This window comes from Streptomyces sp. B6B3 (genome assembly GCF_039871525.1).
Lineage (GTDB): Bacteria > Actinomycetota > Actinomycetes > Streptomycetales > Streptomycetaceae > Streptomyces.
In genome coordinates, this window is the sequence record NZ_JBDPLU010000011.1 from 32,408 (window position 1) to 46,254 (window position 13,847).

The window sequence follows — 13,847 nt, forward strand, 5'->3', positions numbered from 1 at the left end:
GGCCACGGGTTCGCCGGAGCGGTGGCGCGCCGGGCGCCCCGTAGGCTTGCTGGCGTGGCAGACCAGACACGGGCACGCATTCCGGACGCGCGGGTGGCGCTCTCAACGGCCTCCGTCTATCCCGAGAACACCGAGGCGGCGTTCGAGATAGCCGGCCGGCTCGGCTACGACGGGGTCGAGGTGATGGTGTGGACCGACCCGGTCAGCCAGGACATCGACGCGCTGAACCGGCTGGCCGACCAGCACGGGGTGCCGGTCCTCGCGGTGCACGCCCCGTGCCTCCTGGTCACCCAGCGCGTGTGGTCGACCGACCCGTGGCGGAAGCTGAGCCGGGCCAGGGAGGCGGCCGAGCGGCTCGGCGCGTCCACCGTCGTGGTGCATCCGCCGTTCCGCTGGCAGCGGGCCTACGCCCGGCGCTTCGTGGCCGGCGTGTGGCGGATGGCGGAGGAGACCGACATCCGTTTCGCCGTGGAGAACATGTACCCGTGGCGGTACCGCGACCGGGAGATGCAGGCGTACGCGCCCGGCTGGGACCCGACGGACGAGGACTACCGGCACTTCACCCTGGACCTGTCGCACACCGCCACCTCGCGGACCGACACGATGGCCATGCTCGGCCGGATGGGAGACCGGCTGGGGCACGTGCACATCGCGGACGGCAGCGGCTCGGGCAAGGACGAGCACCTGGTCCCGGGGCGCGGCCGGCAGCCCTGCGCGGAGGTGCTGGAGCACCTGGCGGCGCGCGGCTTCGACGGGCACGTCGTGGTGGAGGTCAACACCCGGCGGGCGACGTCGTCGGTGCAGCGCGAGGCCGACCTGGCGGAGGCGCTGGCCTTCACCCGGCTGCACCTGGCCTCCCCCGTCGGGCACGCCCCCGGCGCCGGCGTCCGGCGCGGACGCCGGGGCCGGAAGGCGACGGCGCGCTGGGGTGCCGACTGGGAGAGTCGATGAGCCACGCCCCGGCGGCCCAGCCGCCGCGCCGGCGCGGCCGCCCCCGGCGCGCGGACGTGGCGGACGGGACACCGGCCACGCGCGAGCGGATCCTGAACTCGGCGCGGGCGGAGTTCTCCGAGCGGGGCTACGACAAGACCTCGATCCGGGCCATCGCCCGGGGCGCCGAGGTGGACCCGGCGCTCGTGCACCACTACTTCGGCACCAAGGAGCAGGTCTTCTCGGCGGCGGTGGCGCTGGCGGCGGAGCCGGCGACCCGGGTGCTGCACAGCATGCAGGTGTGCGCCCTCGACGAGTTCGGCGAGCAGTTCACCCGCACGTTCTTCCGGATCTGGGAGAACCCCGTGACGCGCAGCCCCCTGCTGGCCATCGTGCGCTCCGCGGTCAACAACGAGACGGCGGCCCGGATCTTCCGCGAGTTCGTCACGGCCAACCTGCTGTCCCGGGTGGCGGACGGGCTGGGCCCCGACGGCCGGCTGCGGGCCGAACTGGCGGCGGCGCAGCTCGTCGGCGTGATGATGCTGCGCTACGTGCTGCGGGCCGAGCCGGTGGCCAGCACCGAGGCCGAGGTGCTGATCCGACGCCTGGCGCCGGTGGTGCAGCACCACCTCGCGGGCGCCCCGTTCGCCTGACCCCGCCACGCTGACCCGCGACCGCCGGGGTGTACCGCTCAACCGCCGGAGGCTGCGGCGGGTGAGGGACCGGGGTCCGTGGGCTGCTCGGCCGGCGGCGTGGACGGGTCGGGATCCGGCTGCTCGGACGCGCCGGTGCCCTCGACCGTGACCACGGTGTTGGCCGGCGCCACGGTGATCCGCCCCGACCAGGGGCCCGCCGGCTCCCGCTCCCGGTCCACGACCACGTCCACGACGGCCGTCTCGCCCGGCAGCAGAGTGCCCGACGTCCGGCTCAGCAGCAGCCAGTCGGCGTCGGAGACAGCCGTCCACGTCACCGGCGCGTCGCCGGAGGCGGTCAGCGTGATCCGCGCGCCGGTCTCCGTGGGCTCCGCCTGCGCTACCAGCCGGCCCGCCCCCGGCTGTCCGGCGCCGCCCGACCCGGTCGCGGCGCCGCCCGAGGCGCCCGCCTCCCCCGCGCCCGCAGCCTCGCCGCCGCCGGAGCCGGCTCCCGAGGCCGCCCCGGTGTCGTCCCCGCCCGAGGAGCCCCCGCTCCCGCCGCTCTCCGTGTCCCCGCCGGCCGTGCCGCCCGACTGGCCCTCCCCCGCGGCGCCTCCCTCGGCGGTCTCCCCCGTCCCGGCGTCCAGGTACCCGTCCGCGTCCTGATCGTCCGGCGCCAGGGCGTCGCCACCGTCCTCGACGGCCAGCGCCGCGCCGTCCGTGTCCGGGCCCAACGGATCGCCCGTCACCGGCGCCGCCCGGTACGCGGCCCACAGCGCCAGCGCGGGCGCGGCCAGCACCGTCGCCACCACGGTCGTGGTCACCGCCCGGCTGCGCAGCCGCTCCCGGCGGGCGGCCCGGTCCCGGTCGGGCAGCGGGAAGCCGGCGCGGTCGAACCGGGGCGTGTGCTGCGCGCGGGCGCGGCGCACGGCCAGCCGCGCCGCGTGCACCGCCGAGCGGGGCGCGGACAGCACCGCCAGCCGGGCCGGGCCGCCGCCGTCCCGCGGGCCGGCCGCACCGGCGACGCTCCCCGCGCCCGGCGCGGCGGTGCCCCTGGCCAGCGCGGCCGCCGGCGCCGCCGCGCCCGGGGAGCCCGGCCAGTCCGCGCTGACGATGGCCCGCTGGGCGACCAGCCGGCAGGACGGGCAGGCGTCCACGTGCCGCACGAGCTCGCCGCGCAGCCGCGAACCGAGGAGCAGCCGCCGGTCGTCGCCCGAGAGCGCGGCGGCGGCCGGGCAGCCGCCGCGCTCCACGGCGGCCAGCGCGCCGCGCGTCCGCTCCACCTCGCGGGCGGCGTCGGTCAGCAGCGCCCGCGCGGCGTCCTCGGACAGCCGGAGCACCCGGGCCACCTCCGGCGGCGCCAACTGGTGCCGCACCGCGAGCTCCAGCGCCTCGCGCTGCTCGTGCGTGGTGCCCGCGGCCTCAGGCCAGGCCAGCGCCGCCAGCTCGCGGCGCCGCCGGCCGGCGTCCTCGCCGCTGGCCCGCGGAACGGCGGGACCCGACCCGGCCCCTTCGCCGGCGGCCAGCCGGCGAAGGCAGGACCACCGGGCCAGCGCGTACAGCCAGGAGCGGGCCAGCGCGGGGTCGGCGGGCGCCCGGCCGCGCTCGTGCTGCCGCTCGGCCAGCGCCAACGCCTCGCCCAACGCCGCGGTGGCCGCGTCGTGCTCGCACATGATGGACAGGCAGTAGCTGAACAGCCCGTCGAGATGGGCGTCCTGGTAGGCCCCGGACCGGCCGTCGCCGGCCGGTGCGGCGCCGCCGGCCGTCGGCTCCCCGGGCGCGCCGGCGTGGGCGGTCCCCGCGGGCCGCCGCGGCTCGGTGGACGACCTGGCGGGCGGCGGCACGTCACGGTGCGGGGTGCCTGACGGCGCGGCGCCGTGTGCGCCGGCGGCCGGCGGGGCGTCGGGCGCGCCACCACGGCGGGGTGGGCGGGCGGCGCGGCTGCGGGTCTTCACGCGGCGACGGTAGGCGCCCGGTGGTCGCCGGCCGAAGCCACCGGCCCCATCTTCCCCCGATCGGGTGATCCGCCGGAGTAGCGTGGACGCGGCGGCCGTTGGGACCGGTAACGAGGCCCGTGACGGGGCCGTGACGAGGTCGGTAACGCGGCCGGGAAGCGGCCGGGAAGCAGCGGGGTGAACGGGCCCGGAGGGGTCGGGCTGTCAGTGTCTCCCGGTAGCGTTCCGCGCATGGCCCGCAAAGCTGACCGTCCCGCCTACCGCTGCACCGAATGCGGCTGGACCACCGCGAAGTGGCTCGGCCGCTGCCCCGAATGCCACGCCTGGGGCACCATCGAGGAGCAGGGCAGCACGCCCGCGGTGCGCACCGCGCCGGCCGCCCGGGTGGCCGTTCCGGCCGTGCCGATCGGCCAGGTGGACGGGCGGCGGGTGACCGCCAGGGGCACCGGGGTGCCGGAGCTGGACCGGGTGCTCGGCGGCGGTCTGGTGCCGGGTGCGGTGGTGCTGCTCGCCGGCGAGCCCGGCGTGGGCAAGTCCACCCTGCTGCTCGACGTCGCGGCCAAGGCCGCGTCGCCCGAGCACCGCACGCTGTACGTGACGGGCGAGGAGTCCGCCGGACAGGTGCGGCTGCGCGCGGACCGCATCGGCGCCCTGCACGACGAGCTGTATCTCGCGGCCGAGACGGACCTGGGCTCGGTGCTCGGCCATCTGGACGCGGTGAAGCCGGCGTTGCTGGTGCTGGACTCGGTGCAGACGGTGGCCTCGGCGGAGGTGGACGGCGCGCCCGGCGGGATGGCCCAGGTGCGCGAGGTGGCGGGGGCGTTGATCCGCGCCTCCAAGGAGCGCGGCATGTCCACCGTGCTGGTCGGGCACGTCACCAAGGACGGCGCGATCGCCGGCCCGCGGCTGCTGGAGCATCTGGTGGACGTGGTGCTGCACTTCGAGGGCGACCGGCACGCCAGGCTGCGGCTGGTCCGCGGCGTGAAGAACCGCTATGGCGCGACCGACGAGGTGGGCTGCTTCGAGCTGCACGACGCGGGCATCACCTCGCTCGCCGACCCGTCCGGGCTTTTCCTCACCCGGCGCGACGAGCCGGTACCCGGCACCTGCCTGACCGTCACCCTGGAGGGGCGCCGGCCACTGGTGGCCGAGGTGCAGTCGCTGACCGTGGACAGCCAGATCCCGTCGCCCCGGCGCACCACCTCGGGCCTGGAGACGTCCCGGGTGTCGATGATGCTCGCGGTGCTGGAGCAGCGTGGCCAGATCTCGGCGCTCGGCAAGAACGACATCTACACCGCGACGGTGGGCGGGGTGCGGCTCACCGAGCCGGCGGCGGACCTCGCCGTGGCGCTGGCGCTGGCCAGCGCGGCCAGCGACACCCCGCTGCCGAAGAACCTGGTGGCGATCGGCGAGGTGGGCCTGGCCGGGGAGGTGCGACGGGTCACCGGCGTGCAGCGGCGGCTGGCGGAGGCCTCCCGGCTCGGCTTCACGCACGCGCTGGTGCCGGCCGACTCCGGCGAGATTCCGCCTGGGATGCGGGTACTCGAGGTGGCCGACATAGGCGAGGCCCTGCGGGTGCTGCCGGGACGGCCGAGGGCGGAAGTCGAACGGCTGGCTGAGATGCGCCGGTAGACTCATGGGCACAAAGGGCAGATTCGTCCATTGGATATCGTCCACTGGGTGCCCACTGGAATCGGTACCGGAGGATCGCATGGCAGCCAGCGACCGTCCGGCGGTGCGCGCCGCGCTGAGCGCCGTCGCCCCGGGCACCCAGCTGCGGGACGGCCTGGAGCGGGTCCTGCGGGGGAACACCGGTGGCCTGATCGTCCTCGGCGTCGACCGCACCGTGGAGTCGCTGTGTACCGGCGGCTTCGTGCTGGACGTGGAGTTCACCGCGACCCGGCTGCGTGAGCTGTGCAAGCTGGACGGCGCGGTGATCGTCGACCGGGACATCGCCAAGATCGTCAGGGCCGGGGTGCAGCTGGTGCCCGATCCGACCATCCCGACCGAGGAGACCGGCACCCGGCACCGCACGGCGCAGCGGGTGTCGATCCAGACCGGCTTCCCCGTGGTGTCGGTCAGCCGCTCGATGCGGCTGGTCGCGCTCTACCTGGACGGCCAGCGCCGGGTGCTGGAGGACTCGGGCGCCATCCTGTCCCGCGCGAACCAGGCCCTGGCCACCCTGGAGCGGTACAAGCTGCGCCTGGACGAGGTGACCGGCACGCTCTCCGCCCTGGAGATCGAGGACCTGGTGACCGTCCGCGACGTCGCGGCGGTGGCGCAGCGGCTGGAGATGGTGCGCCGGATCGCCGCCGAGATCGCCGAGTACGTGGTGGAGCTCGGCACCGACGGACGGCTGCTGTCGTTGCAGCTGGACGAGCTGATCGCGGGGGTGGAGCCGGAGCGGCAGCTGATCGTCAGGGACTACCTCCCGGACTCCGGCGGCAAGCGGTCCCGCCGGGTCGGCACCGCGCTGGCCGAGCTGGACGGGCTCAGCCACCCCGAGCTGCTCGAACTGCCCACGGTGGCCCGCGCCCTCGGGTACAGCGCGACGCCCGAGTCGATGGACTCCTCGGTCTCGCCGCGCGGCTTCCGCCTGCTGGCCAAGGTGCCGCGGCTGCCCGGGCTGGTCATCGACCGGCTGGTGGACCACTTCGGCGGGCTGCAGAAGCTGCTCGCGGCCAGCGTGGACGATCTCCAGGCGGTGGACGGGGTCGGCGAGACGCGGGCCCGTTCGGTCAGGGAGGGCCTCTCCCGGCTGGCCGAGTCCTCGATCCTCGAACGGTACGTCTGACCCCGCCGTCGCGCTCCCCGGGCCGCCCGGGGCGGCTCAGTCGTTGTCGAGGCTGAACGGAACCTGCGGCACCGTCGAGAAGCCGGCGAGCTGCGCCTCGGCCAGATAGGTGCCGGCCGCCGCGGCCGGGCCTGAGGGATCCGCGCAGTCGTCCGTGCTGTGGCGGCGGTCCCAGGTCAGGGTGTGGGTGGTGCTGCCGCCCGCGGGCACGGCCGCCGGCGCCGAGGCGTCGCCGGACGGGCATTCGGCGGAGGACCACACCTGCTCGTTCTCGGCGTCGGTGAGGGTGATGGTCAGCCCGCCGTAGCCGAAGTCCACCCGACAGGAGACGCCCGCCGCGCTGGTCACGGTGAGCCTTATCTCCGGCTTCTCGTCCAGGGCGTACTCGTTCTCGTCGGTGCTGAGGGCCAGCGTCACGTCGTCCTGGCCGCACTCCGGCAGCCCGGTGACGGACTCGCCGCCGGAACCGCCCCCGCCGGCCGTGCCGGCGCCGCCGGTGGCGCCGTCCTCCTCGCCCGTCCCGCCGTCTCCGCCGGTGGAGCCGCCGCCGCTGCCGCCATCGGCGCCCTCGTCCCCGCCCTCCGCGCCGCCCGGATCGCCGGACGCGTCGTCCGTCGGCGTCTCCCGGCCGCCGGGCCGTTCGTCTATGAAGGACTCCGAGGGAGTGGGACCAGGGGTGATCGACTCGGCGGGGCCGTTCGCGTCGCCGTCCCCGTCCGAGGACCCGGAGTCGCCGCCCGGGCGCAGCGCCCAGAGGACGAGCAGCACGATCACCGCGATCAGCAGCAGCACCACGAGCCTGCGACGCCAGTAGATCGACGACGGCAGAGGCCCGACCGGAGTGCGCAGAGATCCCACGCGGAAACCTTACGAGACTTCAGCCGGGGCGCCAGGCCCCGCCTGCCGGTTAACAGGGCACGTTCTCATACCAACATGCGGTCCGTGCGGCTTTGTGCCGTGGGCCGAACATGCCAGGATCGCCATGCGATGACTACCACGACTGCGACCACCAGCGCCACTGCGACCGCGGCCTCGAACGCGGCGACGCCCGAGCCGACCGGGGCGGCGCCCGACGCCCAGCAGCCGGTCGAGCCCGCCACCCTGCACGCCCCCGTCATCGACTGGTTCGCCGCGCACGCCCGGGACCTCCCGTGGCGGCGGCCCGAGGCCGGCGCGTGGGGCGTCATGGTCAGCGAGTTCATGCTTCAGCAGACGCCGGTCAGCCGGGTGCTGCCGGTCTATCAGGAGTGGCTCGCCCGCTGGCCGCGGCCGGCCGACCTGGCCGCGGAGGCGCCGGGCGAGGCGGTGCGCGCCTGGGGCCGGCTCGGCTATCCGCGGCGGGCACTGCGCCTGCACGGCGCCGCCGCCGCGATGGTGGAGCGGCACGGCGGCGAGGTGCCCCGCGACCACCACCAGCTGCTGGCGCTGCCCGGCGTCGGCGAGTACACGGCCGCCGCGGTGGCGTCGTTCGCCTACGGGCAGCGGCACGCGGTGCTCGACACCAACGTCCGCCGGGTGTTCGCCCGCGCGGTCACCGGCAGCGAGTACCCGCCGAACGCCTCGACCGCGGCCGAACGGAAACTGGCCCGGATGCTGCTGCCGGAGGACGAGGCCACGGCGGCCAGTTGGGCGGCGGCCACCATGGAACTGGGCGCGCTGCTGTGCACCGCGCGGAACCCGAAGTGCGAGGGGTGCCCCATCGCCTCCGCCTGCGCCTGGCGGCGCGCCGGCTCCCCGGCGCACCAGGGCCCGCCGCGTCGCGGCCAGACCTACGCCGGCACGGACCGCCAGGTGCGCGGGAAGCTGCTCGCCGTGCTGCGCACCGCCCCGGCGCCGGTCCCGCAGTCCGTGCTCGACCGCGTGTGGCACGACCCGGAGCAGCGGACCCGGGCGCTGGCCGGCCTGGTCACCGACGGCCTCGCCGAACGCCTCCCCGACGGCCGCTACCGCCTCCCCGGCACGCGGTAGCCTTCCCGGCTCGGCACCGGCGGGGACCCGCGGCCGGCACCCGGCCGCCCGGGTGTCGGTCCGCCCCCGACGGCGGAAAGTTTCCACAGATCGGGCCGCCCAGCCGCACCCGCGTTGTCGTTCCGCCGGCGGCGCCGGGAAGCGCCGGCAGGTGGTGGGGGCGCAGCGCCTCGCCCGGGCGGGAGGGACCGCAGGTCCGTCGCCGGTGGACCGTCCGTCAGGACAGCTCGCGGGCGTGGCAGTCGGCGAGGTGGTCGTTGACCAGGCCGCAGGCCTGCATCAGCGCGTACGCCGTGGTCGGGCCGACGAAGCGGAGGCCGCGCCGCTTCAGCTCCTTGGAGAGCGCTATCGACTCCGGCGTGGTCGGCGGGATGTCGGACATCCGGCGCGGCGCCGGCCGGTCCTGGCCGGCGGCCGGGGCGTGGGACCAGATCAGCTCGGTCAGCTCCCCCTCGGGCCATTCGGCGGCGACCCGGGCGTTGGCGAGGGTGGCCTGGATCTTCAGGCGGTTCCTGATGATGCCGGGGTCGGTGAGCAGCCGGGCGGCGTCCTCGTCGTCGAAGGTCGCGACCTTGGCGATCTCGAAACCGGCGAAGGCGGCGCGGAAGCCCTCCCTGCGGCGCAGGATCGTCAGCCACGACAGGCCCGACTGGAACGCCTCCAGGCACAGCCGCTCGAACAGGGCGTCGTCGCCGCGCACCGGCCGGCCCCACTCCGTGTCGTGATACTCGCGGTAGTCGTCGGGCGTGACGCCCCACGGGCAGCGCGGCAGCCCGTCGGCCCCGAGGACAACGTCTCCGGGCCGTCCCGGCTGCTGGTCGTTCTGGTCCATGCCAGGCAGTGTGCCGGAGGGCACTGACAACGGGCCGGACCGCGGGCCGCGACCCGCACCCGCCGGTCAGTCGGCGAGCAGCGCGTCCGCGTAACGGTGCATGGAGCGCTGGTAGCGCGGCAGGTGGTCGCTCAGCGCGTGCAGCAGCAGGACCACGGCCTCCCGCTCCCGCCCCGCGTCGGTCAGCGACAGCGCCAGCACCGCGGCCACCGCGTCGCCCAGCTCGCCGCCCGGCGGCTCCGCCCGGAGCAGCGCGATGCCCTCCTCGACGCGGCCGAGGTTGCGCAGGGTGCTGGCGTACTGCACGGCGGTGCGGCTCCGCCGGTACGGGTCGACGTCCCCCAGGCCGCCGTCCAGCGCCCGCCGGTAGTGCTCGGCCGCCTCCGCCTCGCCGCCCGTCGAGTCGTAGGCCGAGGCCATCTCGAAGTGCCCCACCGGATCGTCCGCCGGCAGCTCGGCGACCAGCCCGGCCATGGCGGCGCGGAACGCGGCCTCGTCAGTGTCGTCGTCGAGGGAGTCCCACAGCTCCACGACGCGGCGCTCCCAGTCGGCCCTGTCCCCGGCCCTGTCCCCGGGACCCATGGTGTTCTCTGCGGTCATCGGCGCAGTATGACAAAGCCCGGTCAGGGCACCTCGCGCAGGTAGAGGGCGCCGCAGGTGTGGCAGAACGACTCGTCGGTGCGGCCCCACTCCTCCTCGGACAGCACCGCGGCGTCGGGCGTCAACGCCCGCCCGCACATCGCCGCCGGCTCGTCCTCGCGCACCATGTGCCAGGTCTTCACCGCGGGGCCCTCGTCACGGCCGCGCCGCCCCGGGTCGTCCTCCGCGCGCGTCTCGGTGTCCGCGTACTCGGCGCGTATCTGGTGCCGCATCGGCCACTCACCTCCCTCCCCATCCTGCGCGGCCCTCCCCGACTCCGCGACCGCAGCGGCGAACGCGCCCGGCGCGTGGGCCCGTTGTCCTACGCTGACGTCATGGAGATGGGGGGCATCGGGCTGCGGCTCGCGTCCAGCGCCGTCGTACCGCTGGTCAAGCGGCTCTTCCGGCCCGAGGGACCGGGCGCAGGACTGGTGGACCGGCCGGTCCGGATCTCCGCGCTGGTCACGTTCCGGGGCGAACAGCGGACGCTGAGCGACGACGACCTGCGGAGGCTGAGCACCGAGCTGGTGGCCCGCGCGGTGCGCGCCGCCGGCCCGCACGACGCTCCCGGCACCGAGGAGCAGCGGGAGGTGGCGGACGCCCTCGCCGCCTCGTTCGGCACCCTCGGGACACTGACCATGGACGACGTGCAGGCGGTCCGGCTCGGCGCCTGGGGCCTGGCGGAGCGCCTGGTGTACCCGGCGCACCTCTCCGCGGCGGCGGACGCGCTCTACCAGTCGCTGCTGCACAGCGTCTGCGTGCACATCCTGAACTTCTTCACCCAGCGGTCCACGTTCGTCGCCCGCACCCTGGTGGAGCAGACCCGGCAGCTCGACGAGCTGGTCCGGCGCGTCGACCTGCTGGTGGAGCGGGTGCCGCCGCTGTCGGCCGCCGACACCACCTTCGAGGGCCGCTACGCCCGCTACGTCCTGAACCGGCACAGCCAGCTGACCATCTACGGCGTCGACCTGCACGCGGCCCGGGAATGGCCGCTGAACGCCGCGTACCTCACGCTCCAGGCCACGGAGCGCGAGCCGAACGTGCACGCCGGCGCGGACCCCGACGCGCCCCGGGGCGCGCCCCAGCCGGAACCGGCGGAACGGGCGCTGGCCGGCCGGGAACGGGTGCTGCTGCGCGGCGAGGCGGGCTCGGGCAAGACGACGCTGGTCCAGTGGCTGGCCATCACCACCGCCCGGCAAGACACCCTCGACGGCGGCCAGACCCACCTGCTGGGCCGGGTGCCGTTCGTGCTGCCGCTGCGCACGCTCACCCGCGGCGGCCGGGAGCTACCGGCGCCCGACGCGTTCCTGTCGGCCGTGTCCTGCCCGATCGCGGGCGCGCAGCCGACCGGCTGGCCGGACCGGGTGCTGGCCGCGGGGCGCGGCGTGCTGCTGATCGACGGCATCGACGAGATCCCCGAGCCGGAACGGGAGCCGGCCCGCCGCTGGCTGCGTGAGCTGCTCGCCGCCTACCCCGGCAATCCGTGCCTGGTCACCGCCCGCCCGTCCGCCGTCCGCGACGACTGGCTGGCCCGCGACGGCTTCGCGGAGCTGTCGCTGGCCCGGATGGGCGGGGACGACGTCGCGGCGTTCGTGCACCGCTGGCACCGGGCGGCGGGCGTTTCGGACGCCGAGGGCCCGGACGAGACGGCGCTGCTGGACGCGATCCGCACCAAGCCGGACCTGGGCCGGCTGGCCACCAACCCGCTCATGTGCGGCCTGATCTGCGCCCTGCACCGGGAGCGCCGCGGCTATCTGCCGCGCGGCCGGAAGGCGCTGTACGACGCGGCGCTGCTGATGCTCCTGGAACGCCGCGACCGGGAGCGGGGCGTGGACCCGGGCGACCTGGAGCTGGACGCGGAGGCCCAGACGCTGCTGCTGCAGAAGCTGGCGTACTGGCTGATCCGCAACGGCCGCGCCGAGCTGGACCAGGAGGTGGCGCACGACCTGCTCGCCCGGGTGCTGCCCTCGATGCGGTTCGTGGCGGACCAGGGCACGCCAGCGGCGGTGCTGCGCCACCTGGTGGAACGCTCCGGCCTACTGCGCGAGCCGGGCCCCGGCGCGGTGGAGTTCGTGCACCGCACCTTCCAGGACTACCTGGGTGCGTTGGAGGCGGTGGAGGAGCGCGACCTGCCGCTGCTGGTGGACAACGCGCATCTGGACCAGTGGGAAGACGTGATCCGGATGGCGGTGGCCCACGCCCGCCCCGACGAGCGGGCGTCGCTGCTCACGGCCCTGGTCGAACGTGGCGACCGTCACGCGAAACACCGCGTCCGGCTCCACCTGCTGGCGATGGCCTGTCTGGAGCACGCGACGCGGCTGGAGCCGGAGGTGCGGGAGGCGGTGGAACGGCGGGCGGCGGCCGTGCTGCCGCCCCGGACGACGAGGGAGTCGGTGGCGCTCGCCGCACTCGGCCCGATCGTGCTGGAGCTGCTGCCGGGACCAGACGGGCTGACGGACGACGAGGCAGGCGCCGTGGTGCAGACCACGCTCCAGATCGGGACGGATGCCGCCGTCGCCCGACTCGCGGGGTTCAGCCGGCATCCGTCCTTCGTGGTGCGCGAACACCTCGCGCTGCGATGGCCCGACGTCGACCCGGCCCGCTACATGGCGGAGGTGCTCGCCCAGTTGCCGGTGGAATCCGGCTCCTGCCTGTCCGCGCAGACGCCGGAGCAGCTCCGCCTGCTCCGGAACCTGCCGGGCCATCCCTTCGTGTGGCTGCACGGCCACCATGCTGTGGATGACATCGCGGCGGCTCTGGAGGGGAAGCCCCTCACCTCCGTGGCCCTGCTGTGGAACCACCGCGTCGCGAGCGTCGGCTTTCTCCAGTCCTTCCCAGCCCTCGGCATCCTGCATCTCTCCGACGTCCCGCTGGTCTCTGACCTGTCACCACTCGTCGGACTGCCGCTGCATCGGCTGCGCCTCACGGACAACGTGGGGCTGCGCGACCTCTCCGGCCTCGACGCGTTGCCGGGACTGCACTCGCTCGACCTGGTCAGTGGCGCCTTCGGTGATGATCTGAACTTCCTTCCCGTAGCTGCCCCGCTGACCGGACTCCACCTTCCGCCGCAGACCAGGAAGCTGACCGGGCTCGACGACTGGCCCTCGTTGCGTCATCTGGGCCTTCAGCGACTGGAGCACGTGCCGGGCGCGGCGGACTGGCGCGCCGTCGCGGAGCTTCCCCACCTCGCGGAGCTCACCCTCAACCCGGCTCAGCTCCGCGCGCTGGCCACGCACGGCGAGGCGCTGCCTGAACTGGAGACTCTCCACGCCACGACGCGCCGCGGCGACGCCGACCTGTCCGATGTGCCGAGAATCTTCCCGGGGCTACGACGGGTGACGCTCAACGCGCCACGCATCTCGTTCACCGACCTGACGCCGCTGGCGTCGCTCGACGAACTGCGCGAGGTGCGAGTGCTGGGCGAAGGAGACACGAACGCCGAACGGCTGCCGGAGCATGTCGCCGTCACGGTCCCCCCGATCAGCCGCTACTGACCGTCTGGGATCGCGGCCGGCTCGAACGCCACGTCCGCCGCCCGCCGTACGAGCTCGATCTGGTCGCCGAGGGACCACTCCGCCACCCGGGAGACGGTGCGGGCCGGGACGGGCGGCTCGTCGAGCTCCGGTGCGGCCGGGACATCGTAGGTGCCGTGCGCGTCGTGCGGCAGCAGCACCTCGAAGCCACGGGCCAGGGCGCCGCGGGCGGTCGCGGCGACGCACATGTCGGACATCACGCCGCAGATCGCGAGCCGGCGCACGCCGCGCGCGGCCAGCAGCTCCGCCAGGCCCGTGCCCTGGAAACCGTCGTCGGCGGTCTTGCGGACCACGACCTCGTCGGGACCCTCCTCGGCCGGCAGGCCCAGGTCCCACCCGGGCGTGTTCGGCTCGTCGGGCGCGCCGAGCGGGCCGTCGTTCTGCAGCTGCACCACCAGCGCCCGCGCCTGCCGCGCCCGCGCGCGCAGCTCGCCGAGCCGTTCCAGGAGCGCCTCCGCGCCCGGGACAGGATCGTGCTCCGCCGCGCCCGTGACGCCCACGACGAACGCCACCTGCGCGTCGACGATGATCAGGGCCTCGGCCGCCCGCTCGTTTCGTGCCATC

The 13,847-nt window shown here is 75.4% G+C and carries 12 protein-coding genes; 6 read left to right on the plus strand and 6 right to left on the minus strand.

Annotated elements, in window-relative coordinates; all coding sequences use genetic code 11:
- The first annotated feature begins 54 nt into the window (after nt 1-54).
- The gene (locus ABGB06_RS22325; RefSeq protein ID WP_347592112.1) at nt 55-951 is read left to right on the plus strand and encodes a sugar phosphate isomerase/epimerase; all 897 of its coding nucleotides are present in this window, start codon (nt 55-57) and stop codon (nt 949-951) included.
- Nucleotides 948-1,583: a TetR family transcriptional regulator gene (locus ABGB06_RS22330; RefSeq protein ID WP_347592114.1), complete on the plus strand. Its 636-nt coding sequence runs from the start codon at nt 948-950 to the stop codon at nt 1,581-1,583. Before ABGB06_RS22325 ends, ABGB06_RS22330 begins: the two co-directional genes overlap by 4 nt.
- 38 nt (nt 1,584-1,621) lie before the next feature.
- Here the strand turns inward: ABGB06_RS22330 and ABGB06_RS22335 are convergent, their stop codons facing one another.
- Entirely contained in the window at nt 1,622-3,517 is a 1,896-nt protein-coding gene (locus ABGB06_RS22335; RefSeq protein WP_347592116.1) for a sigma-70 family RNA polymerase sigma factor, read from the minus strand.
- A gap of 231 nt (nt 3,518-3,748) precedes the next feature.
- Here ABGB06_RS22335 and radA point away from each other — a divergent pair, with 231 nt between their 5' ends.
- Both radA and disA read left to right on the plus strand, forming a co-directional pair.
- Nucleotides 3,749-5,149: a DNA repair protein RadA gene (gene radA, locus ABGB06_RS22340; protein ID WP_347592117.1), complete on the plus strand. Its 1,401-nt coding sequence runs from the start codon at nt 3,749-3,751 to the stop codon at nt 5,147-5,149.
- A gap of 79 nt (nt 5,150-5,228) precedes the next feature.
- Nucleotides 5,229-6,311 (plus strand): DNA integrity scanning diadenylate cyclase DisA, encoded by a 1,083-nt coding sequence (gene disA, locus ABGB06_RS22345; protein ID WP_347592119.1) that lies wholly within the window; start codon nt 5,229-5,231, stop codon nt 6,309-6,311.
- Nucleotides 6,312-6,347: 36 nt separating this feature from the next.
- On the opposite strand, the gene ABGB06_RS22350 is transcribed toward disA, so the two are convergent.
- Entirely contained in the window at nt 6,348-7,169 is an 822-nt protein-coding gene (locus tag ABGB06_RS22350; RefSeq protein WP_347592121.1) for a hypothetical protein, read from the minus strand.
- 129 nt (nt 7,170-7,298) lie between these two features.
- On the opposite strand from ABGB06_RS22350, the gene ABGB06_RS22355 reads away from it, so the two are divergent.
- Nucleotides 7,299-8,279, plus strand: coding sequence for an A/G-specific adenine glycosylase (locus ABGB06_RS22355; RefSeq protein ID WP_347592123.1), 981 nt, complete (start codon nt 7,299-7,301; stop codon nt 8,277-8,279).
- A 217-nt stretch (nt 8,280-8,496) separates the two neighbouring features.
- Here ABGB06_RS22355 and ABGB06_RS22360 read toward each other — a convergent pair whose 3' ends face one another.
- The 3 genes from ABGB06_RS22360 to ABGB06_RS22370 form a co-directional block, all read right to left on the minus strand.
- Nucleotides 8,497-9,111: a DNA-3-methyladenine glycosylase I gene (locus ABGB06_RS22360; protein ID WP_347592125.1), complete on the minus strand. Its 615-nt coding sequence runs from the start codon at nt 9,109-9,111 to the stop codon at nt 8,497-8,499.
- A 66-nt stretch (nt 9,112-9,177) separates the two neighbouring features.
- Complete coding sequence (locus ABGB06_RS22365; RefSeq protein ID WP_347592127.1) at nt 9,178-9,711, minus strand: tetratricopeptide repeat protein; 534 nt, start codon at nt 9,709-9,711, stop codon at nt 9,178-9,180.
- Between the two features lie 23 nt (nt 9,712-9,734).
- Nucleotides 9,735-9,983 (minus strand): hypothetical protein, encoded by a 249-nt coding sequence (locus ABGB06_RS22370; protein WP_347592129.1) that lies wholly within the window; start codon nt 9,981-9,983, stop codon nt 9,735-9,737.
- Nucleotides 9,984-10,085: 102 nt separating this feature from the next.
- Between ABGB06_RS22370 and ABGB06_RS22375 the strand changes: the two genes are divergently transcribed.
- On the plus strand, nt 10,086-13,244 hold the full coding sequence (locus ABGB06_RS22375; protein WP_347592131.1) for an NACHT domain-containing protein: 3,159 nt from the start codon (nt 10,086-10,088) through the stop codon (nt 13,242-13,244).
- Here ABGB06_RS22375 and ABGB06_RS22380 read toward each other — a convergent pair.
- Nucleotides 13,238-13,846, minus strand: a complete 609-nt coding sequence (locus ABGB06_RS22380; RefSeq protein WP_347592133.1) for an isochorismatase family protein — start codon at nt 13,844-13,846, stop codon at nt 13,238-13,240. The genes ABGB06_RS22375 and ABGB06_RS22380 overlap by 7 nt on opposite strands.
- Nucleotide 13,847 lies beyond the last annotated feature (1 nt).

Coding starts and splice junctions, on each gene's coding strand:
- ABGB06_RS22360 (WP_347592125.1), bottom strand. CDS start 9,111: ATGGACCAGAACGACCAGCAGCCGGGACGGCCCGGAGACGTTGTCCTC.
- ABGB06_RS22330 (WP_347592114.1), top strand. CDS start 948: ATGAGCCACGCCCCGGCGGCCCAGCCGCCGCGCCGGCGCGGCCGCCCC.
- ABGB06_RS22355 (WP_347592123.1), top strand. CDS start 7,299: ATGACTACCACGACTGCGACCACCAGCGCCACTGCGACCGCGGCCTCG.
- ABGB06_RS22365 (WP_347592127.1), bottom strand. CDS start 9,711: ATGACCGCAGAGAACACCATGGGTCCCGGGGACAGGGCCGGGGACAGG.
- ABGB06_RS22380 (WP_347592133.1), bottom strand. CDS start 13,846: ATGGCACGAAACGAGCGGGCGGCCGAGGCCCTGATCATCGTCGACGCG.
- radA (WP_347592117.1), top strand. CDS start 3,749: ATGGCCCGCAAAGCTGACCGTCCCGCCTACCGCTGCACCGAATGCGGC.
- disA (WP_347592119.1), top strand. CDS start 5,229: ATGGCAGCCAGCGACCGTCCGGCGGTGCGCGCCGCGCTGAGCGCCGTC.
- ABGB06_RS22375 (WP_347592131.1), top strand. CDS start 10,086: ATGGAGATGGGGGGCATCGGGCTGCGGCTCGCGTCCAGCGCCGTCGTA.
- ABGB06_RS22370 (WP_347592129.1), bottom strand. CDS start 9,983: ATGCGGCACCAGATACGCGCCGAGTACGCGGACACCGAGACGCGCGCG.